This is a genomic window from Crenobacter sp. CS_VA4 (assembly GCF_055597485.1).
The window spans coordinates 91,366-109,785 of sequence record NZ_JBVMAE010000015.1 but is presented as its reverse complement, the minus strand read 5'-3'; the positions used below and the strand labels follow the sequence as shown (position 1 = coordinate 109,785).

15 protein-coding genes and 2 tRNA genes are annotated in these 18,420 nt (G+C 62.0%); 4 read left to right on the top strand and 13 right to left on the bottom strand.

Going from position 1 to position 18,420, the window contains the following annotated elements; genetic code table 11:
• Positions 1-88: 88 nt before the first annotated feature.
• Complete coding sequence (locus tag ACZ2IA_RS15195; protein WP_470293434.1) at positions 89-985, bottom strand: ATP-binding cassette domain-containing protein; 897 nt, start codon at positions 983-985, stop codon at positions 89-91.
• A gap of 138 nt (positions 986-1,123) precedes the next feature.
• On the opposite strand from ACZ2IA_RS15195, the gene rnk reads away from it, so the two are divergent.
• On the top strand, positions 1,124-1,537 hold the full coding sequence (gene rnk, locus ACZ2IA_RS15190; RefSeq protein WP_470293433.1) for a nucleoside diphosphate kinase regulator: 414 nt from the start codon (positions 1,124-1,126) through the stop codon (positions 1,535-1,537).
• A gap of 69 nt (positions 1,538-1,606) precedes the next feature.
• On the opposite strand, the gene ACZ2IA_RS15185 is transcribed toward rnk, so the two are convergent.
• The 4 genes from ACZ2IA_RS15185 to ACZ2IA_RS15170 all read right to left on the bottom strand — a co-directional run bounded on the left by ACZ2IA_RS15185 (position 1,607) and on the right by ACZ2IA_RS15170 (position 5,258).
• Positions 1,607-2,218 (bottom strand): alpha/beta hydrolase, encoded by a 612-nt coding sequence (locus tag ACZ2IA_RS15185; RefSeq protein WP_470293432.1) that lies wholly within the window; start codon positions 2,216-2,218, stop codon positions 1,607-1,609.
• On the bottom strand, positions 2,218-2,526 hold the full coding sequence (locus ACZ2IA_RS15180) for a (2Fe-2S) ferredoxin domain-containing protein (RefSeq protein WP_470293431.1): 309 nt from the start codon (positions 2,524-2,526) through the stop codon (positions 2,218-2,220). Before ACZ2IA_RS15180 ends, ACZ2IA_RS15185 begins: the two co-directional genes overlap by 1 nt.
• A 43-nt stretch (positions 2,527-2,569) precedes the next feature.
• Complete coding sequence (gene dnaB, locus ACZ2IA_RS15175) at positions 2,570-3,973, bottom strand: replicative DNA helicase (RefSeq protein ID WP_470293430.1); 1,404 nt, start codon at positions 3,971-3,973, stop codon at positions 2,570-2,572.
• A gap of 109 nt (positions 3,974-4,082) precedes the next feature.
• On the bottom strand, positions 4,083-5,258 hold the full coding sequence (locus tag ACZ2IA_RS15170; RefSeq protein ID WP_470293429.1) for a BaiN/RdsA family NAD(P)/FAD-dependent oxidoreductase: 1,176 nt from the start codon (positions 5,256-5,258) through the stop codon (positions 4,083-4,085).
• A 113-nt stretch (positions 5,259-5,371) separates the two neighbouring features.
• Here ACZ2IA_RS15170 and ACZ2IA_RS15165 point away from each other — a divergent pair, with 113 nt between their 5' ends.
• Complete coding sequence (locus ACZ2IA_RS15165; protein ID WP_470293428.1) at positions 5,372-5,953, top strand: superoxide dismutase; 582 nt, start codon at positions 5,372-5,374, stop codon at positions 5,951-5,953.
• Between the two features lie 93 nt (positions 5,954-6,046).
• Here the strand turns inward: ACZ2IA_RS15165 and ACZ2IA_RS15160 are convergent, their stop codons facing one another.
• The 8 genes from ACZ2IA_RS15160 to tig form a co-directional block, all read right to left on the bottom strand.
• Positions 6,047-7,879: a SurA N-terminal domain-containing protein gene (locus ACZ2IA_RS15160; RefSeq protein ID WP_470293427.1), complete on the bottom strand. Its 1,833-nt coding sequence runs from the start codon at positions 7,877-7,879 to the stop codon at positions 6,047-6,049.
• A gap of 78 nt (positions 7,880-7,957) precedes the next feature.
• Positions 7,958-8,034 (bottom strand) — tRNA-Asp (locus ACZ2IA_RS15155).
• A gap of 5 nt (positions 8,035-8,039) precedes the next feature.
• Positions 8,040-8,116, bottom strand: a tRNA-Val gene (locus tag ACZ2IA_RS15150).
• A 30-nt stretch (positions 8,117-8,146) separates the two neighbouring features.
• Positions 8,147-8,416 carry an HU family DNA-binding protein gene (locus tag ACZ2IA_RS15145; protein WP_470293426.1) on the bottom strand — a complete coding sequence of 90 codons (270 nt, stop codon included), beginning with the start codon at positions 8,414-8,416 and terminating at the stop codon, positions 8,147-8,149.
• Positions 8,417-8,573: 157 nt separating this feature from the next.
• Positions 8,574-10,991: an endopeptidase La gene (gene lon / locus ACZ2IA_RS15140; RefSeq protein WP_470293425.1), complete on the bottom strand. Its 2,418-nt coding sequence runs from the start codon at positions 10,989-10,991 to the stop codon at positions 8,574-8,576.
• 154 nt (positions 10,992-11,145) lie between these two features.
• A complete protein-coding gene (clpX, locus tag ACZ2IA_RS15135) occupies positions 11,146-12,426 on the bottom strand; it encodes an ATP-dependent Clp protease ATP-binding subunit ClpX (protein WP_470293424.1) in 1,281 nt (426 codons plus the stop codon).
• Positions 12,427-12,449: 23 nt separating this feature from the next.
• Positions 12,450-13,076 carry an ATP-dependent Clp endopeptidase proteolytic subunit ClpP gene (gene clpP / locus ACZ2IA_RS15130; protein ID WP_470293423.1) on the bottom strand — a complete coding sequence of 209 codons (627 nt, stop codon included), beginning with the start codon at positions 13,074-13,076 and terminating at the stop codon, positions 12,450-12,452.
• Between the two features lie 22 nt (positions 13,077-13,098).
• The gene (tig, locus tag ACZ2IA_RS15125) at positions 13,099-14,406 is read right to left on the bottom strand and encodes a trigger factor (RefSeq protein ID WP_470293422.1); all 1,308 of its coding nucleotides are present in this window, start codon (positions 14,404-14,406) and stop codon (positions 13,099-13,101) included.
• A gap of 1,115 nt (positions 14,407-15,521) precedes the next feature.
• On the opposite strand from tig, the gene ACZ2IA_RS15120 reads away from it, so the two are divergent.
• The gene (locus ACZ2IA_RS15120) at positions 15,522-17,030 is read left to right on the top strand and encodes a M4 family metallopeptidase (protein WP_470293421.1); all 1,509 of its coding nucleotides are present in this window, start codon (positions 15,522-15,524) and stop codon (positions 17,028-17,030) included.
• Positions 17,031-17,122: 92 nt separating this feature from the next.
• On the top strand, positions 17,123-18,391 hold the full coding sequence (locus tag ACZ2IA_RS15115) for a M28 family metallopeptidase (protein ID WP_470293420.1): 1,269 nt from the start codon (positions 17,123-17,125) through the stop codon (positions 18,389-18,391).
• Positions 18,392-18,420: the final 29 nt, after the last annotated feature.

Here is an 18,420-nt window from a genome sequence, read left to right as displayed (position 1 = left end):
AGCAAGCTTCGATCCATGCTCTGCACCCCAAAAGGCTGAATCAGAGCACAAATCCTCTACTGTGAACACGCCCTAGGGCGAAAGTCACTCAGTCGCGCAATTCGCGCCCGGTCAGCTTCAGGAACACGTCCTCCAGGTTGGCCGGACGGCGCACATAGCGCAGCCCGGTTTCGGGCAATTGAGCGACCAATCGGTCGAGTTCTTCGCCGTAGAAAAACACCGTTTCGCCGCTTTCCTCGCGCCGGGTGCCGGGGTGCAGCAGCGGCATCCAGCCGAGCGCACCGTCGCCATAGACCTCCAGCACGTCCGGCTCGATATGGCTGTTGATTAGCTCGCGCGGGCTGCCTTCGACGATCAGCCTGCCGTTGTCCATCACCGCCAGTCGTCCGGCCAGCCGCTCGGCCTCGTCCATGAAATGGGTGGTCAGCACCAGCGTCTTGCCCTGCTGGGTCAGTCGACGCAGTCGCTCCCAGATCAGGTGGCGGGCCTGCGGGTCGAGGCCGGTGGTAGGCTCGTCGAGGAAGATGATGTCGGGGTCGTTGACCAGCGCCCTCGCCAGCGTCAGCCGGCGTTTCATTCCGCCGGACAATTCGCCGACCTTGGCGTCTGCGCGGCCGGTGAGGCCGGCGAACTCGAGCAGTCGCGGCACTTGCGCATAGAGGCCGGGGTCGGGCAGGCCGAAGTAGCGTCCCCACACCACCAGGTTCTCCGCCACGGTGAAGTCCGGGTCGAGGTTGTCGAACTGCGGTACCACGCCGACCCGGACCCTGGCCTCGCGCGCTCGTTTCGGAATCGACTCGCCACATAGGCTGATCGTACCGGCGTCCGGATCGATTAGCCCGAGGGCCAGTTTCATTGTGGTGGTCTTGCCGGCGCCATTCGGCCCCAACAGCCCGAAGCATTCGCCGGCTTGGACATGAAAGCTCACATCGTCGACCACGGCGCGGCCGTTGTAGCGTTTCACCAAACCGGCGATTTTTAGCATGTCCGCTCCTTGAGGCTACTCAACAATGCCATACGCAAGCCTTTCGAGCCCGCTGTGAGTTGGATATCATGGCGTCTCGGCCGTGGTGTTTGTCGCATCACGGCCTGCTTTTTTTGATGTTGAACGAGGAGTGTAGTGATGTCGACCCTGCCGCCGATTACCGTTTCCAGTCTTGACTACGATCGCCTGACCGACCTGATCGCGTCGGTATCGGCTCGTGACGTGCCAGGGGTGTCCGCGCTGGAGCGAGAGCTGGAGCGGGCGGAGGTCGTCGAACCTTCCGCCATGCCGGCCAATGTGGTCACGATGAACAGTCGGGTGCTGGTCAGCGATGCCCGTGACGGTGAGGAGCGTGAGCTGACGCTGGTTTATCCGCGCGACGCCGACTTCGAACAGGGGCGGATCTCGATCCTGGCACCGGTCGGCAGCGCCCTGCTCGGCCTGTCGGTAGGTCAAAGCATCGTCTGGCCGCTGCCCGACGACAAGGAAACCCGGTTGACCGTGCTGGCGATCCATTACCAGCCCGAAGCCGCCGGTGACCTGCACCGCTGACGCGCCCATCGCTTGCCCGGTAACGCATTCGGCCAACCTCTGCAGGTTGGCCGAAGTGTTTTTTGCTGCTTACAGGCAGCGCTGGATCATCTGCGCCAGCGGCACCAGCTTGCCGTGGAAGAAGTGGCTGGTGCCAGGGAATACCACCACCGGCAGCCCTTGTGGACGCGCCCAGTCGAGCACCGCCGACAGAGGAATCACCTCGTCTTCCTCGCCGTGGATCACCAGCGTATCGGCCGGCACGTCGGGGGTTGGAATCGGGTACTTGCCGACCGCCACGCCCATCAGCAGCAGCTTGTCGGCGTCGATGCGCGCGCGGGTGCGGGCGGCGACGAAGCCGCCGAATGAGAAGCCGGCCAGCACCAGCGCGGCGTCGGCACCGTGTTCGCGGCGAGCGTGCTCGACCACCGCGATCGCGTCGTCGACCTCGCCCTGGCCGTAGTCGTGCGTGCCCTCGCTTTCGCCGACGCCGCGCAGGTTCGGGCAGTAGCAATGGTAGCCGAGCTGCGACAGCGCCTTGGCGGTAGTCTGTACCACCTTATTGGTGTTGGTGCCGCCCTGGGTCGGGTTCGGGTGACAGATCACCGCGATGCCGCGGACGTCGCCCTGCGCCGGTACTACGATGGTTTCCAGGCCGCCGACCGGGCCGGCGATGGTGATTTTTTCTGGTTGCTTCAGCATCAGACTTTCAGCCTTTCCACCTCGCGGCCGTTGACCAGGTGTTCATCGACGATTTCGTCGATATCTTCCTTGTCGACGAAGGTGTACCAGGTGCCCTGCGGGTAGATCACCAGCACCGGACCGTCGTCGCAACGCCCCAGGCAGCCGGACTTGCTGACCCGCACCTTGCCCGGGCCGTTCAGCCCCAGCGCCTTCACCCGGTCTTTCAGGTGGCCGAGCATCTCGGCCGAGCCGAAGTCGGCACAGCAGCCCTCGCCCGGCGCGCGCTGGTTGCAGCAGACAAACACGTGATTTTCAAAGAAGCTCATTTTCAATTCCGCAGTGTCTCGATAAATCCATTCGGCCGACCGCTTATTCGCTGTCGGCCCAGCCGGTGGCGCCATGCAGTGCGGCGTTCTCGAACTTGGCGTAGTGGCCGACGAAGGCGAGCCGCACCTTGCCGGTCGGACCGTTACGGTGTTTGCCGATGATCGCCTCGGCCAAGCCCTTGTCCGGCGAGTCCGGGTTGTAGTATTCGTCGCGGTACATGAACAGGATCAAGTCGGCGTCCTGCTCGATGGCGCCCGATTCGCGCAAGTCGGACATCATCGGGCGCTTGTCGGTGCGCTGCTCAACGGACCGCGACAGCTGCGACAAGGCGATCACCGGCACCTGCAGCTCTTTGGCCAGGCCCTTCAGGCCGCGCGAGATCTCGCCCAGCTCCGACGCCCGGTTGTCGTTGCGACCGGAGCCGCTCATCAGCTGCATATAGTCGATCACGATCAGGCCGAGCTTGCCGCCGAACTGGCGGGCCAGGCGGCGGGCCCGGGCACGCAGTTCGAGCGCGGTCAGCGCCGGCGTTTCGTCGATGTACATCGGCGCCTCGGACAGCTTGCCGATTGCGGTGGTCAGCTTGCTCCAGTCCTCGTCCTGCAGACGGCCGGTGCGTAGCACGTGCTGGTCGAGTCGCCCCACAGAACCGAGCATACGCATCACCAACTGGGTGCCGCCCATCTCCATCGAGAACACGGCAACCGGCAAGCCCGCTTCGACCGCCACGTGCTCGGCGATGTTCATCGAAAACGCGGTCTTACCCATCGACGGGCGACCGGCCACGATAATCAGGTCACCCGGTTGCATGCCGGAGGTCTTGGCATCGAGATCGACAAAGCCGGTCGGGATCCCGGTCACCTCGTCCGGGTTGTCACGGCTGTAGAGCATGTCGATGCGGTCGACCACTTCTTTCAACAGTGCCGGCATCTCGAGGAAGCCCTGCTTCGACTTGGCGGTGCTCTCGGCGATCTGGAACACCTTGTTCTCGGCTTCATCGAGCAGCTGCGCCGCGTCGCGTCCCTGCGGGTTGTACGCCGATTCGCTGATTTCGGTGCCGACCTGCGCGAGCTGGCGCATGACCGAACGCTCGCGGACGATCTCGGCGTAGCGGCGGATGTTGGCGGCAGACGGCGTGTTCTGCGCCAGCGTGGCGAGGTAGGACAGGCCGCCGATATTGCCGAGTTCGCCATTCTGGTCGAGGTGCTCAGACACGGTGACCACGTCGGCGGCACGTGCTTGCTCGATCAGCCGGGAGATGCTGCGGTAGATCAGCCGGTGGTCATGGCGGTAGAAGTCGCCCTCGCTGACCACGTCCGCGATCTTGTCCCAGGCCTGGTTGTCGAGCATCAGGCCACCGAGCACGGATTGCTCGGCCTCGATCGAATGCGGTGGTGTGCGCAACGCCACCATGGCGCTGTCGGTACTTAGGTCGAAATCGTTCATCAGGAAAACTGGTTGGCGTGCCGTTTGCACGGTGCGATGTGGGGAGGCAGTGATTTTATCATCGAAGCGGGTAGCCTCGCCGGGTGGATACGGGCTGGAATGTACGCGCTCAGCAATGTTGCCCCGCCACATAGCCGGACGACCACGCCCACTGGAAGTTGTAGCCGCCCAGCCAACCGGTCACGTCGACCACCTCGCCGACGAAGAACAGCCCCGGCACCGACTTGGCCATCATCGTTTTCGAGTCGAGCTGCTTGGTGTCGATGCCGCCGCGGGTGACCTCGGCCTTCTTGTAGCCCTGCGTGCCGTTCGGCAACAGCGTCCAGCGCGCTACCGTTTCGGCCAACTGGCGGCGGCGCTTGGCCGACAGCTCGCGTACCCGGATGTCCAGCCCCTGCCCGGCCAGCCACACTTCGGCGAACCGCTTCGGCCAGCCCAGCTCGGCCAGTGCGTTGGCGAGCTTCTGCTCGCTGCCCTCGCGTTCGGCCAACTCGGCGTCCAGATCGACGCTCGGCAGTAGGTCGAGCGTCAGCGATTCGCCCGGTCGCCAGTACGACGAGGCCTGCAGGATCGCCGGGCCGGACACGCCCTTGTGGGTGAACAGCACGTTCTCGCGGAACTTTGCCTTGCCGGCACGGGCCTCGACGTCGAGCGCGATGCCGGCCAACGGTGCGAAACGCTCAGCATCGTCGACGTGGAAGGTCAGCGGAACCAGCGCCGGCGCCAGCTCGGTGACGGTCAGGTCAAACTGTTCGGCTAGCCGATAGCCAAACGGCGTCGCGCCGATCTGCGGGATCGACAGGCCGCCGGTCGCCACCACCAGCGATTCGCATGCGAACTCCCCGAGCGAGGTCTTCAGCATGAAACGATCGCTTCGGCCGACCTCGTGGACGATCACCCCCATCGCCCGCTCGACATTGCCGGCGCGGCACTCGGCGTCGAGCAGGCCGATGATCTGTTGGCTCGATTCGTCGCAGAACAACTGGCCGAGCGTCTTCTCGTGGTGGGCGATGCCGTAGCGATCGACCAGCGCGATGAAGTCGTGCTGGCTATACTGCGCCAGGGCGGAGCGCACAAAGTGCGGGTTGGCCGAAAGGTAACATTCCGGACGTACATTCAGGTTAGTGAAGTTGCAGCGGCCGCCGCCCGAGATGCGGATCTTCTCTGCCAGCTTGACCGCGTGGTCGAGTAGCAGCACGCGTCGACCGCGTTGGCCGGCGCTGGCGGCGGCCATCAGGCCCGCCGCACCCGCGCCGAGCACGATGGCGTCGAAATATCGAGACATAACGAGATAAACCCTAGTTATTTAGTCAACTATTGGCGAGAGTCTGCTAATTCCAGTAATATTTCCCCTGTCAGTCGAATCATGCTGATTAATTCAACAACAAGGAGCTTTAGATGGAACACAAACTCCCGGAACTGCCCTACGCGCTTGATGCCCTCGCCCCGTACATCTCCAAGGAAACCATGGAATACCACTACGGCAAGCACCACCAGACCTACGTTACGAACCTGAACAACCTGATCAAGGGTACCGAGTTCGAGAACGCTACTCTGGAAGAGATCGTCAAGAAATCGTCCGGCGGCGTGTTCAACAACTCGGCACAAGTTTGGAACCACACCTTCTACTGGTTCGGCATGGCTCCGAACGCCGGCGGTGCACCGACCGGTGCCCTGGCTGACGCGATCAACGCCAAGTGGGGCTCGTTCGACGAGTTCAAGAAAGCCTTCAACGCCGTAGCGGCCGGCACTTTCGGTTCCGGCTGGGCCTGGCTGGTGAAGAACACCGATGGTTCGCTGGACCTGGTTTCGACCAGCAACGCCGCTACTCCGCTGACCACCGACAAGACCCCGCTCTTGACCTGTGACGTGTGGGAACACGCCTACTACATCGACTACCGCAACAGCCGCCCGAACTACCTCGAGTCGTTCTGGAAGCTGGTGAACTGGGACTTCGCCGCGAAAAACTTCGCGGCCTGATCGACCCGGTAGTACGATAAAAAACGCGAAGCCTTCGGGCTTCGCGTTTTGTTTTGGGTGTGGCGGGCGACGCGGTACGCCCCCGCCTTGCCGTCACGGCTGTTCGGCCACCTGTTTCGGCTGGGTGACCTTGTACGTTTCGCGCAGCGTCTGCAGGTAGGCTGCCAGCTGCGCGTTAGCCGACACTTCGCCCAACACGTTGCCCAGTTGCGCGCGCTCGGCGTCGCTGGCGGCCGGCACCGGGGTTACCGCATTGATCTGGTAGATCACGTAATCGCCGTTGTCGTGTTTCACGCCAGCGTAGGCCGGCAACTTGGCGGTCGCGATCGAGAACACGCTACGGGCATCGACCGGCGGCAGACCCGCCAGGTTGTTCCGCGATACCTGGTGCGAGGTGCTCCAGGTCAACGTCGGCGAACCACCCTTCTGCAGTTCAGCCAAGGCGGCTTGGCCGCGCTTCTCGACCAGCTTGGCACCTTCGCGGGCGATCAGCTCGCTGCGAACCTGGGGCTTCACTTCGTCCAGCGTCAACTGGCGCTCCGGTTGGTGCTCGGCGACGCGCACTACCAGCAGCGTGTTATTGCCGATGTCGATCGGCTCGCTGTTGTGCTTCTTCGTCAGCACGTCGGCGCTGAACGCCGTTTCCAGCACCTTCGGATTGGCCAGGCGCGGGTCGCTACCGCCTTTGCCGCGACTGAGCCAGTCGCTGGTTTCCGGCTTCAGCTTCAATTTGTCGATCAGGACCTGCAGCGAGTCGCCATTCTGGTACGCCAGTTCGGTCAGCTGCTCGGCCTCTTGGCGGTACTGCGCACCGGCCTTGTTCTGCTTCAGGCGGTTGATCACTTCGGCTTTGGCAGCAGCGAAGTCCGGGGTCTTAACCTCGTCCAGTTTCAGGATGTGATAACCGAACGGCGTTTCGACCACTTCGCTGATCTGGCCCGGCTTCATCTGGAACGCTACATCTTCGAACGGCTTCACCATCACGCCGCGGCCGAAGAAGCCGAGGTCGCCGCCGTTAGTGGCCGAGCCCGGGTCTTGCGAGCGCGTCTTGGCGATCTCGGCAAATCTCGCCGGATTGGCGCGCACTTCCTTCAGGATAGCGTCGGCCTGTGCCTTGACCTGCGCCTTTTGCGCCGCGGTGGCATTCTGCGGTACGGTCAGCAGGATGTGCGACACGCGTCGCTCCTCCTTGGCAAAGTCGGCGCTATGCTCGCCGAAGTACTTCTGTGCTTCGGCATCGCTGACGGTGATCGCATCGGCGAGTGCCGCCTGCGACAGCACGACATACTGCAGCTTGACCGCTTCCGGAGCACGGAACCGTTTCGCGTTGGCGTCGTAGTAGGCCTTCAGCACGGCGTCGTCGAGCTTCAGGTCGGCGGCCACGCTCTGCGGCTGCAGTACGGCCGCCTGCACGGTGCGTTGCTCACCCAGCAATTTGGCCAGCGCTTCGACCTGGGTGCGCGACACGAACTGACCCGCCACAAAAGTCGATACCTGACCTTGCAGCAGCACCTCACGGGCAATCTGCGCCTCGAAGGCCTCGGGGGTCATGTACCGTGCCTGCAGGAACTCCTTGTAGCGCGAGGCACTGAACTGACCGTTTTCCTGAAGCGTAGGGATCGCGGCGATGGCTCGGCGGATTTGGTCGGGCGAGGCGGCAAGACCAGCTTGCTTGGCGTCGGCCAGCAGCAGGTCCTGGCGAATCAGGTTTTCCAGTGCGGCTTGACGGGTGGCGGCATCGGCCGGCTGCCCCCCCAAGGCGCGATCCAGGTCCTTCTTGTAGATCTTGGTGCCGTCTACCTTGGCAAGGTAGTGGTCGTCGACGATTGAGGTGTAGCTGCTCACGCCAAAGCCGACAAAAGTCAGCGCGACGGCGCCGAGAATGACTTTGATGGCAACGCTGTTGTTTTGTACAAAATCGAACATGGCAATCCGAATAGCTGAGCGTACCGAGACGGGTGAAAAAAAAGGTGAACGCGAGTTCGTTCACCTTTTTTGCTTGACTGGCGGAGCGGACGGGACTCGAACCCGCGACCCCCGGCGTGACAGGCCGGTATTCTAACCAACTGAACTACCGCTCCAGATTTGGTGGGAGATACTGGACTCGAACCAGTGACCTCTGCCGTGTGAAGGCAGCGCTCTACCAACTGAGACTAATCACCCAAACGCCCTATTGGTCCAGGGCGGAACAAATTATAGCGCGTCTTTCAGGGCTTTGCCAGCGCGGAATTTCGGGGAGCGGGCCGCCGGAATGGTGATGGTTTGACCGGTCTTGGGGTTGCGGCCGCTACGCTCGGCGCGTTCGCCAACGTAGAAAGTGCCAAAGCCAACCAGCGTTACCGAGTCACCTTTTTGCAGAGCTTCGGTTACGGCAGCAACGACGCCATCCAGTGCTTTGGTGGCCGATGCCTTGGAGATATCGGCGTGTGAGGCGATAGCGTCGATCAATTCAGACTTGTTCACGTAAGTCCCCTTTCGTCGTTCTTCGTTGTACGTCGTTCGGATAAAAACCGCTTGCTTTATAGCAAGGCTAAAATCCTTGTGTCAAGCGGCTTCCAGGGGCATTCTGCCACTTCGCAGCGCCGACTGGAAGCCCTCTTTTTGCCAGGAAAATACCCGCTCAGTGGGTCAGTTTGGCGGTCGCCGTCGCACCCTCTTCCGCTTTGATGCCAGGAAGATCGGCGACGTCATCCACGTCGAGCGGTTCGGGCTGTCGCTCGAGCGCCAGGGCCAACACTTCGTCGATCCACTTAACCGGATGAATTTCCAGCTTTTGTTTGATATTGGCCGGAATCTCGACCAAGTCCTTGGCATTGCCTTTCGGAATCAGCACGTGCTTGATGCCGCCGCGATGCGCCGCCAACAGCTTCTCCTTCAGGCCACCGATCGGCAATACTTCGCCGCGCAGGGTGATCTCGCCGGTCATCGCGACATCGGCGCGCACTGGGATGCTGGTCAACACCGAGACGATAGCCGTCGTCATCGCAACACCGGCACTCGGACCGTCTTTAGGCGTGGCGCCCTCCGGCACGTGGATGTGCATGTCGCGCTTCTCGTAGAAGTCGGGCTTGATGCCCAGCGCCCCGGCACGGCTGCGCACCACCGACAGCGCGGCTTGGATCGACTCCTGCATAACTTCGCCGAGCTGGCCGGTGCGGATGATGGCGCCCTTGCCCGGCAGCGCCACCGCCTCGATGGTCAGCAGCTCGCCACCGACCTCGGTCCAGGCAAGGCCGGTCACTTGGCCGACACGGTTTTCTGCCTCGGCGACGCCGTAGTCGAAGCGCTGTACGCCAAGGTACTTGTCGAGGTTCTTTGCCGATACGGTGGTCTTGGTGGTCTTGCCCTTCTTCAGCGACTGTGCCGTGACCACCTTGCGGCAGATCTTGGCGATCTCGCGGTCGAGGCTGCGCACGCCGGCCTCGCGGGTGTAATAGCGGACGATGTCGCGCAGCGCCGACTCCTGGATGGTAACCTCTTCTTCACCCAGACCGTTGGCCTTAACCTGCTTCGGCACCAGGTACTTCAGTGCGATGTTGACCTTCTCGTCCTCGGTGTAGCCTGATAGGCGAATGATCTCCATCCGGTCGAGCAGCGCTGGCGGGATACTCAAGGTGTTGGCGGTGGCGACGAACATCACGTCCGACAGGTCAAACTCGACTTCGGCATAATGGTCGACGAAGGCGTGGTTCTGCTCCGGATCGAGCACCTCCAGCAGCGCCGACGACGGGTCGCCGCGGAAGTCCGCGCCCATCTTGTCGACCTCGTCGAGCAGGAAGAGCGGGTTCTTTACGCCAGCCTTGGTCATGTTTTGCAGCACCTTGCCCGGCATCGAGCCGATGTAGGTGCGGCGATGGCCACGGATTTCCGACTCGTCGCGCACGCCGCCGAGCGCCATGCGCACGAACTTGCGGTTGGTGGCACGGGCAATCGACTGGCCGAGCGAGGTCTTGCCGACCCCCGGTGGGCCGACCAGGCACAGGATCGGCGCCTTCAGCTTGTCGACGCGCTGCTGCACCGCGAGGTATTCGAGGATGCGTTCCTTGACCTTTTCGAGGCCGAAGTGGTCCGCTTCGAGTACTTGCTCGGCGTTGGCCACGTCCTTGTTGATCTTGGTCTTTTTCTTCCAGGGCAGATCAAGCAGGGTGTCGATATAGTTGCGAACCACGGTGGCTTCGGCCGACATCGGCGACATCATGCGCAGCTTTTTGAGCTCGCCCAGCGCCTTTTCCTTGCCTTCCTTGCTCATGCCGGCCGCGTCGATGCGCTTTTCCAGCTCGTCGAGCTCGCTGGTTTCGTCGCCTTCGCCGAGCTCTTTCTGGATCGCCTTGACCTGCTCGTTCAGGTAGTACTCGCGCTGACTCTTTTCCATCTGCCGCTTAACGCGGCCGCGGATGCGCTTTTCAACCTGCAGGATGTCGATCTCGCCTTCCAGCTGCGCGAGCAGGTGCTCGAGGCGCTTCTTGGCCTCGAACATCTCGAGCACTTCCTGCTTCTGCTCGAGCTTGAGTGGCAGGTGGGCGACGATGGTGTCGGCCAGTCGGCCGCCCTTCTCGATGCCCGATAGCGACGACAGAATTTCCGGCGGAATCTTCTTGTTCAGTTTGACGTACTGTTCGAACTGGGCGAGCAGCGCACGGCGCATCGCCTCGGTTTCGGTACCCTCGTCGTCTTCGAGCGGCACGAACGACAGATCGGCGACGAAGCAGCCATCCTCGTCGCGCACCTCTTTCACCAGGGCACGCTGGCGGCCTTCGACCAGCACCTTGACGGTGCCGTCCGGCAGCTTGAGCATCTGCAGCACCGACGCGACGGTGCCGATGCTATAGAGATCGTCGGCGCTAGGCTCGTCCTGCGACGCCGAACGCTGGGCAACCAGCAGGATCTGCTTGCCTTCGTCCATCGCGGTTTCGAGCGCGCGAATCGACTTGGCGCGCCCGACAAACAGCGGGATCACCATGAATGGGAAGACAACCACGTCGCGCAATGGCAGCAGTGGCAAGGTTGTCGGTTCGTTCAGTTCGGTGGGTTGCGGCATATCACCTAACCTTTATTTTCGTCATTGTGTATGGCTTGATTTTGGGGGTGGGGAGTAAAAATCAAGTTCTCCCATACTAATTCAGATCGCCGGGGGCGCAAATAAAAAACCGCCCCGTTAATCGGAGCGGTTTTGAGTGGCGCATCGATGCGAATCAGGCCGACTGGGCAACCTCGCCCTTGTCACGGTAGATCAAGAGCGGCTTGTCACCCTTCTCGATCACCTTCTCATCGACCACCACCTTGACCACGTCGGTCAGCGCTGGCAGCTCGTACATGGTGTCGAGCAGCGAGCGTTCGATGATCGAGCGCAGGCCGCGGGCACCGGTCTTGCGCGCCAGTGCCAGCTTGGCGATGACGCGCAAGGCCGACGGGCGCATCTCCAGCTCCACCCCTTCCATCGAGAACAGCCGCTGGTACTGCTTGACCAGGGCGTTCTTCGGCTGGGTCAGGATGGTGACCAGCGCTTCCTCGTCCAGCTCTTCGAGGGTAGTGACCACCGGCAGACGGCCGATCAGCTCCGGAATCAGGCCGAACTTGATCAGGTCTTCCGGCTCCACTTCCTTGAACAGCGTGGACAGGTTCTTGCTCTCGTCCTTCGACGCCACCTGGGCGCCAAAGCCGATGCCGCCCTTTTCCGAACGCTGGCGAATGATCTTGCCGAGGCCGTCGAAGGCGCCGCCGCAGACGAACAGGATGTTGGTCGTGTCGACCTGGATGAATTCCTGATTCGGATGCTTGCGGCCACCTTGCGGCGGCACCGACGCCACCGTGCCCTCGATCAGCTTCAAGAGTGCCTGCTGCACGCCCTCGCCCGACACGTCACGGGTGATCGACGGGTTGTCCGACTTACGCGAAATCTTGTCGATCTCGTCGATGTAGACGATACCGCGCTGCGCCTTCTCCACGTCGTAGTCGCACTTGGCGAGCAGCTTCTGGATGATCTGCTCGACGTCTTCGCCTACATAGCCGGCTTCGGTCAGCGTGGTGGCGTCTGCCATCACGAACGGCACGTCCAAGAGGCGTGCCAGCGTCTGCGCGAGCAAGGTCTTGCCCGAGCCGGTCGGCCCGATCAAGAGGATGTTGCTCTTGGAGAGCTCGACCTCGTCCTTGTCCGACGCCGGAGTGTAGAGCCGCTTGTAGTGGTTGTACACCGCCACCGCCAGCGATTTCTTGGCGTGCTCCTGGCCGATCACGTACTGATCGAGCGTGGTGCGGATTTCCTGCGGAACCGGCAGCGGTTGCGCATCGGCACTCTCCGTCACCTCGCCCAGCTTGGCCTGGTTCAGTTCTTCACGCACGATGTCGTTGCACAGCTCGACGCACTCGTTGCAGATGAAGACCTGCGGGCCTGCGATCAGGCGCTGCACTTCGTGCTGGCTTTTGCCGCAGAACGAGCAAAACAGCAGTTTGTCGTTACCGGATTTGTCTGACATGCGTTGGTTTCCGTGCCTGGGGCTTAGCCCTGTACATCTGCGCGACTGGTCAGTACCTTGTCGATCAGGCCGTAGGCCTGCGCTTCGGCAGCCGACATGAAGTTGTCGCGGTCGGTGTCGCGCTCGAGATCCTGAACGGTGCGGCCGCTGTGCTGCGCCATCAGCGCATTCAGGTGGGCCTTGATCTTCAGGAGCTCGCGCGCATGAATTTCGATATCCGAAGCCTGACCGCCCAAGCCGCCAAGTAGCGGCTGGTGGATCATGACTCGGCTGTTCGGCAGCGCATAGCGCTTGCCCTTCGCCCCTGCCGACAGCAGGAACGCCCCCATGCTGGCCGCTTGGCCGAGGCACAGCGTCGAGACGTCCGGCTTGATGAAGTTCATCGTGTCGTAGATCGACATGCCGGCGGTGACCGAGCCGCCCGGGGAGTTAATGTAAAAATAGATGTCCTTGTCCGGGTTTTCCGACTCAAGGAACAGCAGCTGTGCTGCCACCAGGTTGGCCGATTCGTCGGTGACCGGCCCAACCAGGAACACGATGCGTTCCTTCAGCAGCCGCGAGTAAATGTCGTAGGCGCGTTCGCCCCGACCACTCTGTTCTACCACCATGGGTACGAGACCCAGTGCTTGCGGATCCATCATCGACTTCATCGGCCACTCCGGTTGATTGCAATTAGGCTTGGTTGCCCATCAGTTCGTCAAAAGCGACGGCTTTCTCAACAACTTTGGTCTTGGACAGCACAAATTCAACCACATTGTCTTCCAGAACCATCGAGGTCGGGCCTTCCAGGCGGTCCGGGCTGGCGTAGTACCACTGGATCACGTCTTCCGGTTGCTCGTAGCTGTCGGCGAACTCTTCGATCATCGCCTTCACTTGTTCCGGCTTGGCTTCCAGCTTGTTGGCCTCGACCACTTCGGCCAGGATCAGGCCCAGGGCGACGCGACGTTCGGCCTGCTTTTCGAACAGGTCGGCCGGCAGCGGCATGTCTTTGGCGTTGATGCCGCGCTGCGCCAGGTCCTGACGAGCTTGCTCCATCAGACGGCCGATTTCGAGCTGAACCAGTGCCTTCGGCAGTTCGATTTCGGTGGTGTCCAGCAGCGTCTGCATCACGTTTTCCTTGATGCGGGCGGCCAGGCGGCGCTTCACTTCGCGCTCGACGTTCTTCTTGATCTCGGCGCGCATCTTTTCCACGTCGCCGTCGGCGATGCCGAGCGACTTGGCGAATTCGGCGTCGACTTCCGGCAGGGTCGCTTCGGCCACGTTCTTCACGGTGATCTCGAACACGGCCGTCTTACCGGCTACGTCCTTGCCGTGGTAGTCCTCCGGGAAGTTCACCTCGACGTTCTTGGTTTCGCCTTCCTTCAGGCCGGTCACGCCGGTTTCGAAGTCGGCCAGCATCTGGCCCTGGCCCAGCACGAACGGGAAGTTCTCCGAGGAGCCGCCGTCGAAGGCGACACCTTCGATGGTGCCCTTGAAGTCGATGATCACGCGATCACCGGTAGCGGCAGCGCGTTCGACGCGGTTGAAGCGGGTGCGCTGCTTGCGCAGGATCTCGATGGTCTTCTCGATCTCGGCGTCGGTCACGTCGGCGGCCGGCTTTTCCACTTCCTTCTCGGCGAGTTCGCCGACTTTCACTTCCGGGTAGATCTCGAAGGTGGCCGAGAACTTGAAGTTCTCCTTGTCAGCCTGTGCGGCGGCCGGTTCGAAACGCGGGTAACCGGCAACGCGCAGCTTCTGCTCGGTCACGGCGCGGTAGAAGCCTTGCTGTACGGCTTCGCCCAGTACTTCGTCACGCACTTCGGCGCCGTAGTTGGCTTCAACGATCTTCAGCGGCGCCTTGCCCGGGCGGAAACCCTGGATCTTGGCGTTGCGTGCCACGCGCTTCAGGCGTTCGGTCACTTTGGCATCGATATCGGCCATCGGCAGGGCGATATCCATGCGGCGTTCGAGATTGCTCAACGTTTCCAATTGTACTTGCATGCTAAATCCTTGAACTTGTGCGAGTTGAGTAACCCAGGAAAGAGTGGCACGACGCTTATCGTGCCGCCAACGCATCACGCTGACTCAAGAGTCTTGCGGCGCGGCGCCAAGAGGCGAAGCCCTGACATTCTGCTTTCGGGTCAAGGGTCAAACCCATGTTTACACGAAGAAAAACCAGTCTGCCGCCCGTTAAGCGGGCGCGGCGAACGGGTGCTTCTCCCGAACCAGCCTGTGTTCCCGACAGTAGCGCCAGCAACCCAGAGCAGAATTATAAAGGACCAAAGTATACAAGGAACGATCGCGCATGGCTAACGTCTGCACCTGTGCGCGGCCTTACTCCGATCCTTAGCCGGCAAGGCTTGGCGCAATGGCAAAGCAGCAGAAGCGGGCCGCCCCGCTTCTGCTGTGCTCAGCTTGCAGTCCGGCCGGCGGGCAGCGTGGGTCGACCTGCGAATTGCGCCGACCCCGGGCCGGCCCGCCCAGCAGCGTCAGTACGCTAGCGGCGCCCTCGGCGCGGCGCACGAAACCGTGCACTTCGTAAACCCAGATGCGCCGGCAAATGGTGCGGCGTGCCTAGCCTGACCAGAACACCACCATTCCGACCCGTTCGCTTCTTGCCGTTTAGGTGCTATCCAACACAGGCTCTTTGGGCGTTCGGCCGACCTAGCGTGGACAGCCCGCATGACGGCTTCACCAATCAGACGGTCCTACGCCCCCTCCGAGTGCTGTCCTGCGCGACGCCATGTTGCGCAAATGCAAATCACTTGCAAATTCAAATGGCATTTTCAAGAAGCCGCGCCAGCTTTTGCGCAAGGAAATGCGCCGCAAATTTCGAAAAACCCCAAAAAATATCTTTATGACAAATTGCCAAAAATTGGGGTTAGACTCAAGTCCATTGTCATATATACATGGCCTATGCCATTTGACTCGCGATCGCTGGTCGATGGCTGTTGCCGCAGCGATGCCGCCACCCTCCATCCAGAGAGCAATGAGTTGGCGGCAAGCGTGCGGTGTTCATCTACCCGTGCGACGTGCCCACAAAGTCGTGCAGCGCGGGCGGATACCGGGGCCTGGGCCCCGGATTAGCCAACACGAATAAGAGGGAGATTCATCTGATGAAGCCACGTTTTACCGTACGTCCACTGGCGCTGATTGGCGCCGCTTTCTTGCTGCCGGTGCTGGCATCGGCCGCCACCCTGGTCGATGTTGCCAAGCTGCCGCAGACACGCACCCTGAGTGGAGCCAGTAGCGCTGGCGGCGAGTTGTACGATGCCTTGGGCGTCAACGCCAGCGACCTCAAGCCGCTGCGCACCGTCGCCCTGCCCAATGGCAAGACGGTGACCCGCTATCAGCAGTACTACCAGGGCGTGCCGGTGTGGGGCGAGGCAGTGGTCGAGGAAAAGGCGCCGGCTGGCATTGCCGCCAGTGCACCGGTGCGCAGCGGCCGTTTCGTTGCCAATATCAGCACCGACCTCGCCTCGGCCAAGCCAGCGCTGAGCCGCCAACAGGTGCTGGCGCAGGCGAAGAGCCTGAAAGCGCCGGGTTACACCACGCAAAACGACAAGGCCGAGCTGGTGGTGAAGCTTGGCAAGAACAATGTGGCTCAGCTGGTTTACCTGGTGTCGTTCTTCGTGCCGGGCAAAACCCCCACCCGTCCGCATCTGGTGATCGACGCCAATACCGGCGTGGTGCTCGACCAGTGGGAGGGCCTGACCCACGCCGACGCACAGGGCCCGGGGGGCAACCAGAAAACCGGACAGTACGAGTACGGCACCAACTACGGCCCACTGAAGGTCACCAGCGACTGCCAGATGGACAGCGGCGATGTGGCGACGGTCGATCTGAAAAACGGCGGAGACGACACGCCAGTCACCCCGTTCAAGTTTGCTTGCTCGCGCAATACCTACAAGCCGACCAATGGCGCGTACGCGCCGCTCAACGACGCGCACTACTTCGGCAACGTGGTGTTCGGCATGTACAAGGACTGGTTCAATCTGCGCCCGATTAGCCAGAAGCTCTACATGAAGGTGCACTTCAGCAGCGGCTACGAGAATGCCTACTGGAACGGCCAGGGAATGGTCTTCGGCGACGGCGCCAGCACCTTCTACCCGCTGGTGGCGCTGGACGTGTCGAGCCATGAAGTCAGCCATGGTTTTACCGAGCAGAACTCGGGGCTGGTCTACAAGGGGCAGTCCGGCGGCATGAACGAGGCGTTCTCGGACATGGCCGGCGAGGCGGCCGAGTACTACATGAAGGGCAAGAACGACTGGAAGGTCGGCCAGGAGATCTTCAAGGCTGCCGGCGCGCTGCGCTACATGGACACCCCGACCAAGGACGGCCGCTCGATCGACAACGCCTCGAAGTACCGGGACAGCCTGGACGTGCACTACAGCAGCGGCGTGTACAACAAGGCGTTCTATCTGCTGGCCACCAAGCCGGGCTGGAACACTCGCAAGGCGTTTGAAGTGTTCGTCGACGCCAACCGCCTGTACTGGACGCCGACCAGCACCTTCAACCAGGGCGCATGCGGCGTGACTCAGGCGGCACAAAGCCGCGGCTATGCGGCGGCTGACGTGACGGCTGCGTTCAAGTCGGTAGGAGTGACTTGCACTAGCAGCCTGTAACCCCTCTCTGAACGGCCGGCCCTGAGGGGCTGGTCGTTTCTCATTCTGCTTCGGCCAACCCTGGCCAGAGCGCCCCAGTCCCGGAGAACACCATGTCCCGACTGAAGCCCCTCTTCGCCCTGATTGCCGGACTCGCCGTGAGCGGCGCCGCCCACGCCGGCCCCAAGGTGTGGATCACCCTGGGCGATGACGCCTACCAGCTGCTGCGCCAGATCAACCCGCAAGCGCAGAGCAGCGAAAGCCGCCGGCTGAATACCGGTGTGGTCGCCAAGGGCCTGACCGGTCAGGCCGCCCCGGTAACGGAAAAAGTCCACGTTGTGGAGGTGGACGAAAGCCTGTTGCCGAAACTGTCTGACGCCATCCATGACAATCGTCGTCATTGCGGCGGCTATATCGTGCACGACACGTTGGCCGACGCCCGCTCGGCACTGGCGCCAGCCGCCAAGCTGGCGGCCACCATTGCACCGAGCTATCAGATCAACGGCCAGGCCGTGGTCAACCAGCTGCTGCCGCAACTGCAGGACAGCAACATCCTGGGCACCATCCAGACCCTATCTGGTTACCAGAACCGCTTCTACACCACCAGCCACGGCAAGGCCGCGTCGGACTGGATTGCCAGCAACTGGAAGCAGCTGGCCGGCAGCCGCAGTGATGTGACGGTCGAGCAGCTGGCGCACAGCGGCTATCCGCAGAAGTCCGTGGTGTTCACGATCAAGGGCAAGGACAACGCGGCCGAGGCCTTGGTGCTCGGTGCTCACCTTGATTCCACCATCGGCAGCAGCACCGGCGAAAACAGTCGTGCACCCGGCGCCGACGACGACGCCTCCGGCGTGGCCAGCCTGACCGAAGTGATCCGCGTGTTGATGGCCGGCAATTACCAGCCGCGCCGCACCATCAAGTTCATGGCCTACGCCGCCGAAGAAGTCGGCTTGCGCGGTTCGAACGATATCGCCGTCCGTCACAAGCAACAGAAGGCCAATGTGGTCGGGGTGCTGCAGCTCGATATGGCCAACTATCAGGGCAACGCCGAGGACATCTTCATCTACACCGACTACACCAACGCGGCGCAGAACGCCTTCCTCGCCAACCTGATCAAGACCTATCTGCCGACGCTGAAGGTGGGTTACGACCAGTGCGGCTACGCCTGCTCCGACCATGCCTCGTGGAACAAGCAGGGCTATGCGGCGTCGCTGCCGTTCGAATCCGGCTTCAGCAATTACAACCCCAATATCCATACCACCCAGGACACCCTGGCCAATATGGGCAACCAGGCGAGGCATGCGCTGAAGTTCTCCAAGCTGGCATTGGCGTATGCGGTGGAGCTGGGTAGTGATGGTCCGGCACTGAAGGCACGGCAGTAAATCCACGGCCCGAGAAAGCACGCTCCGCT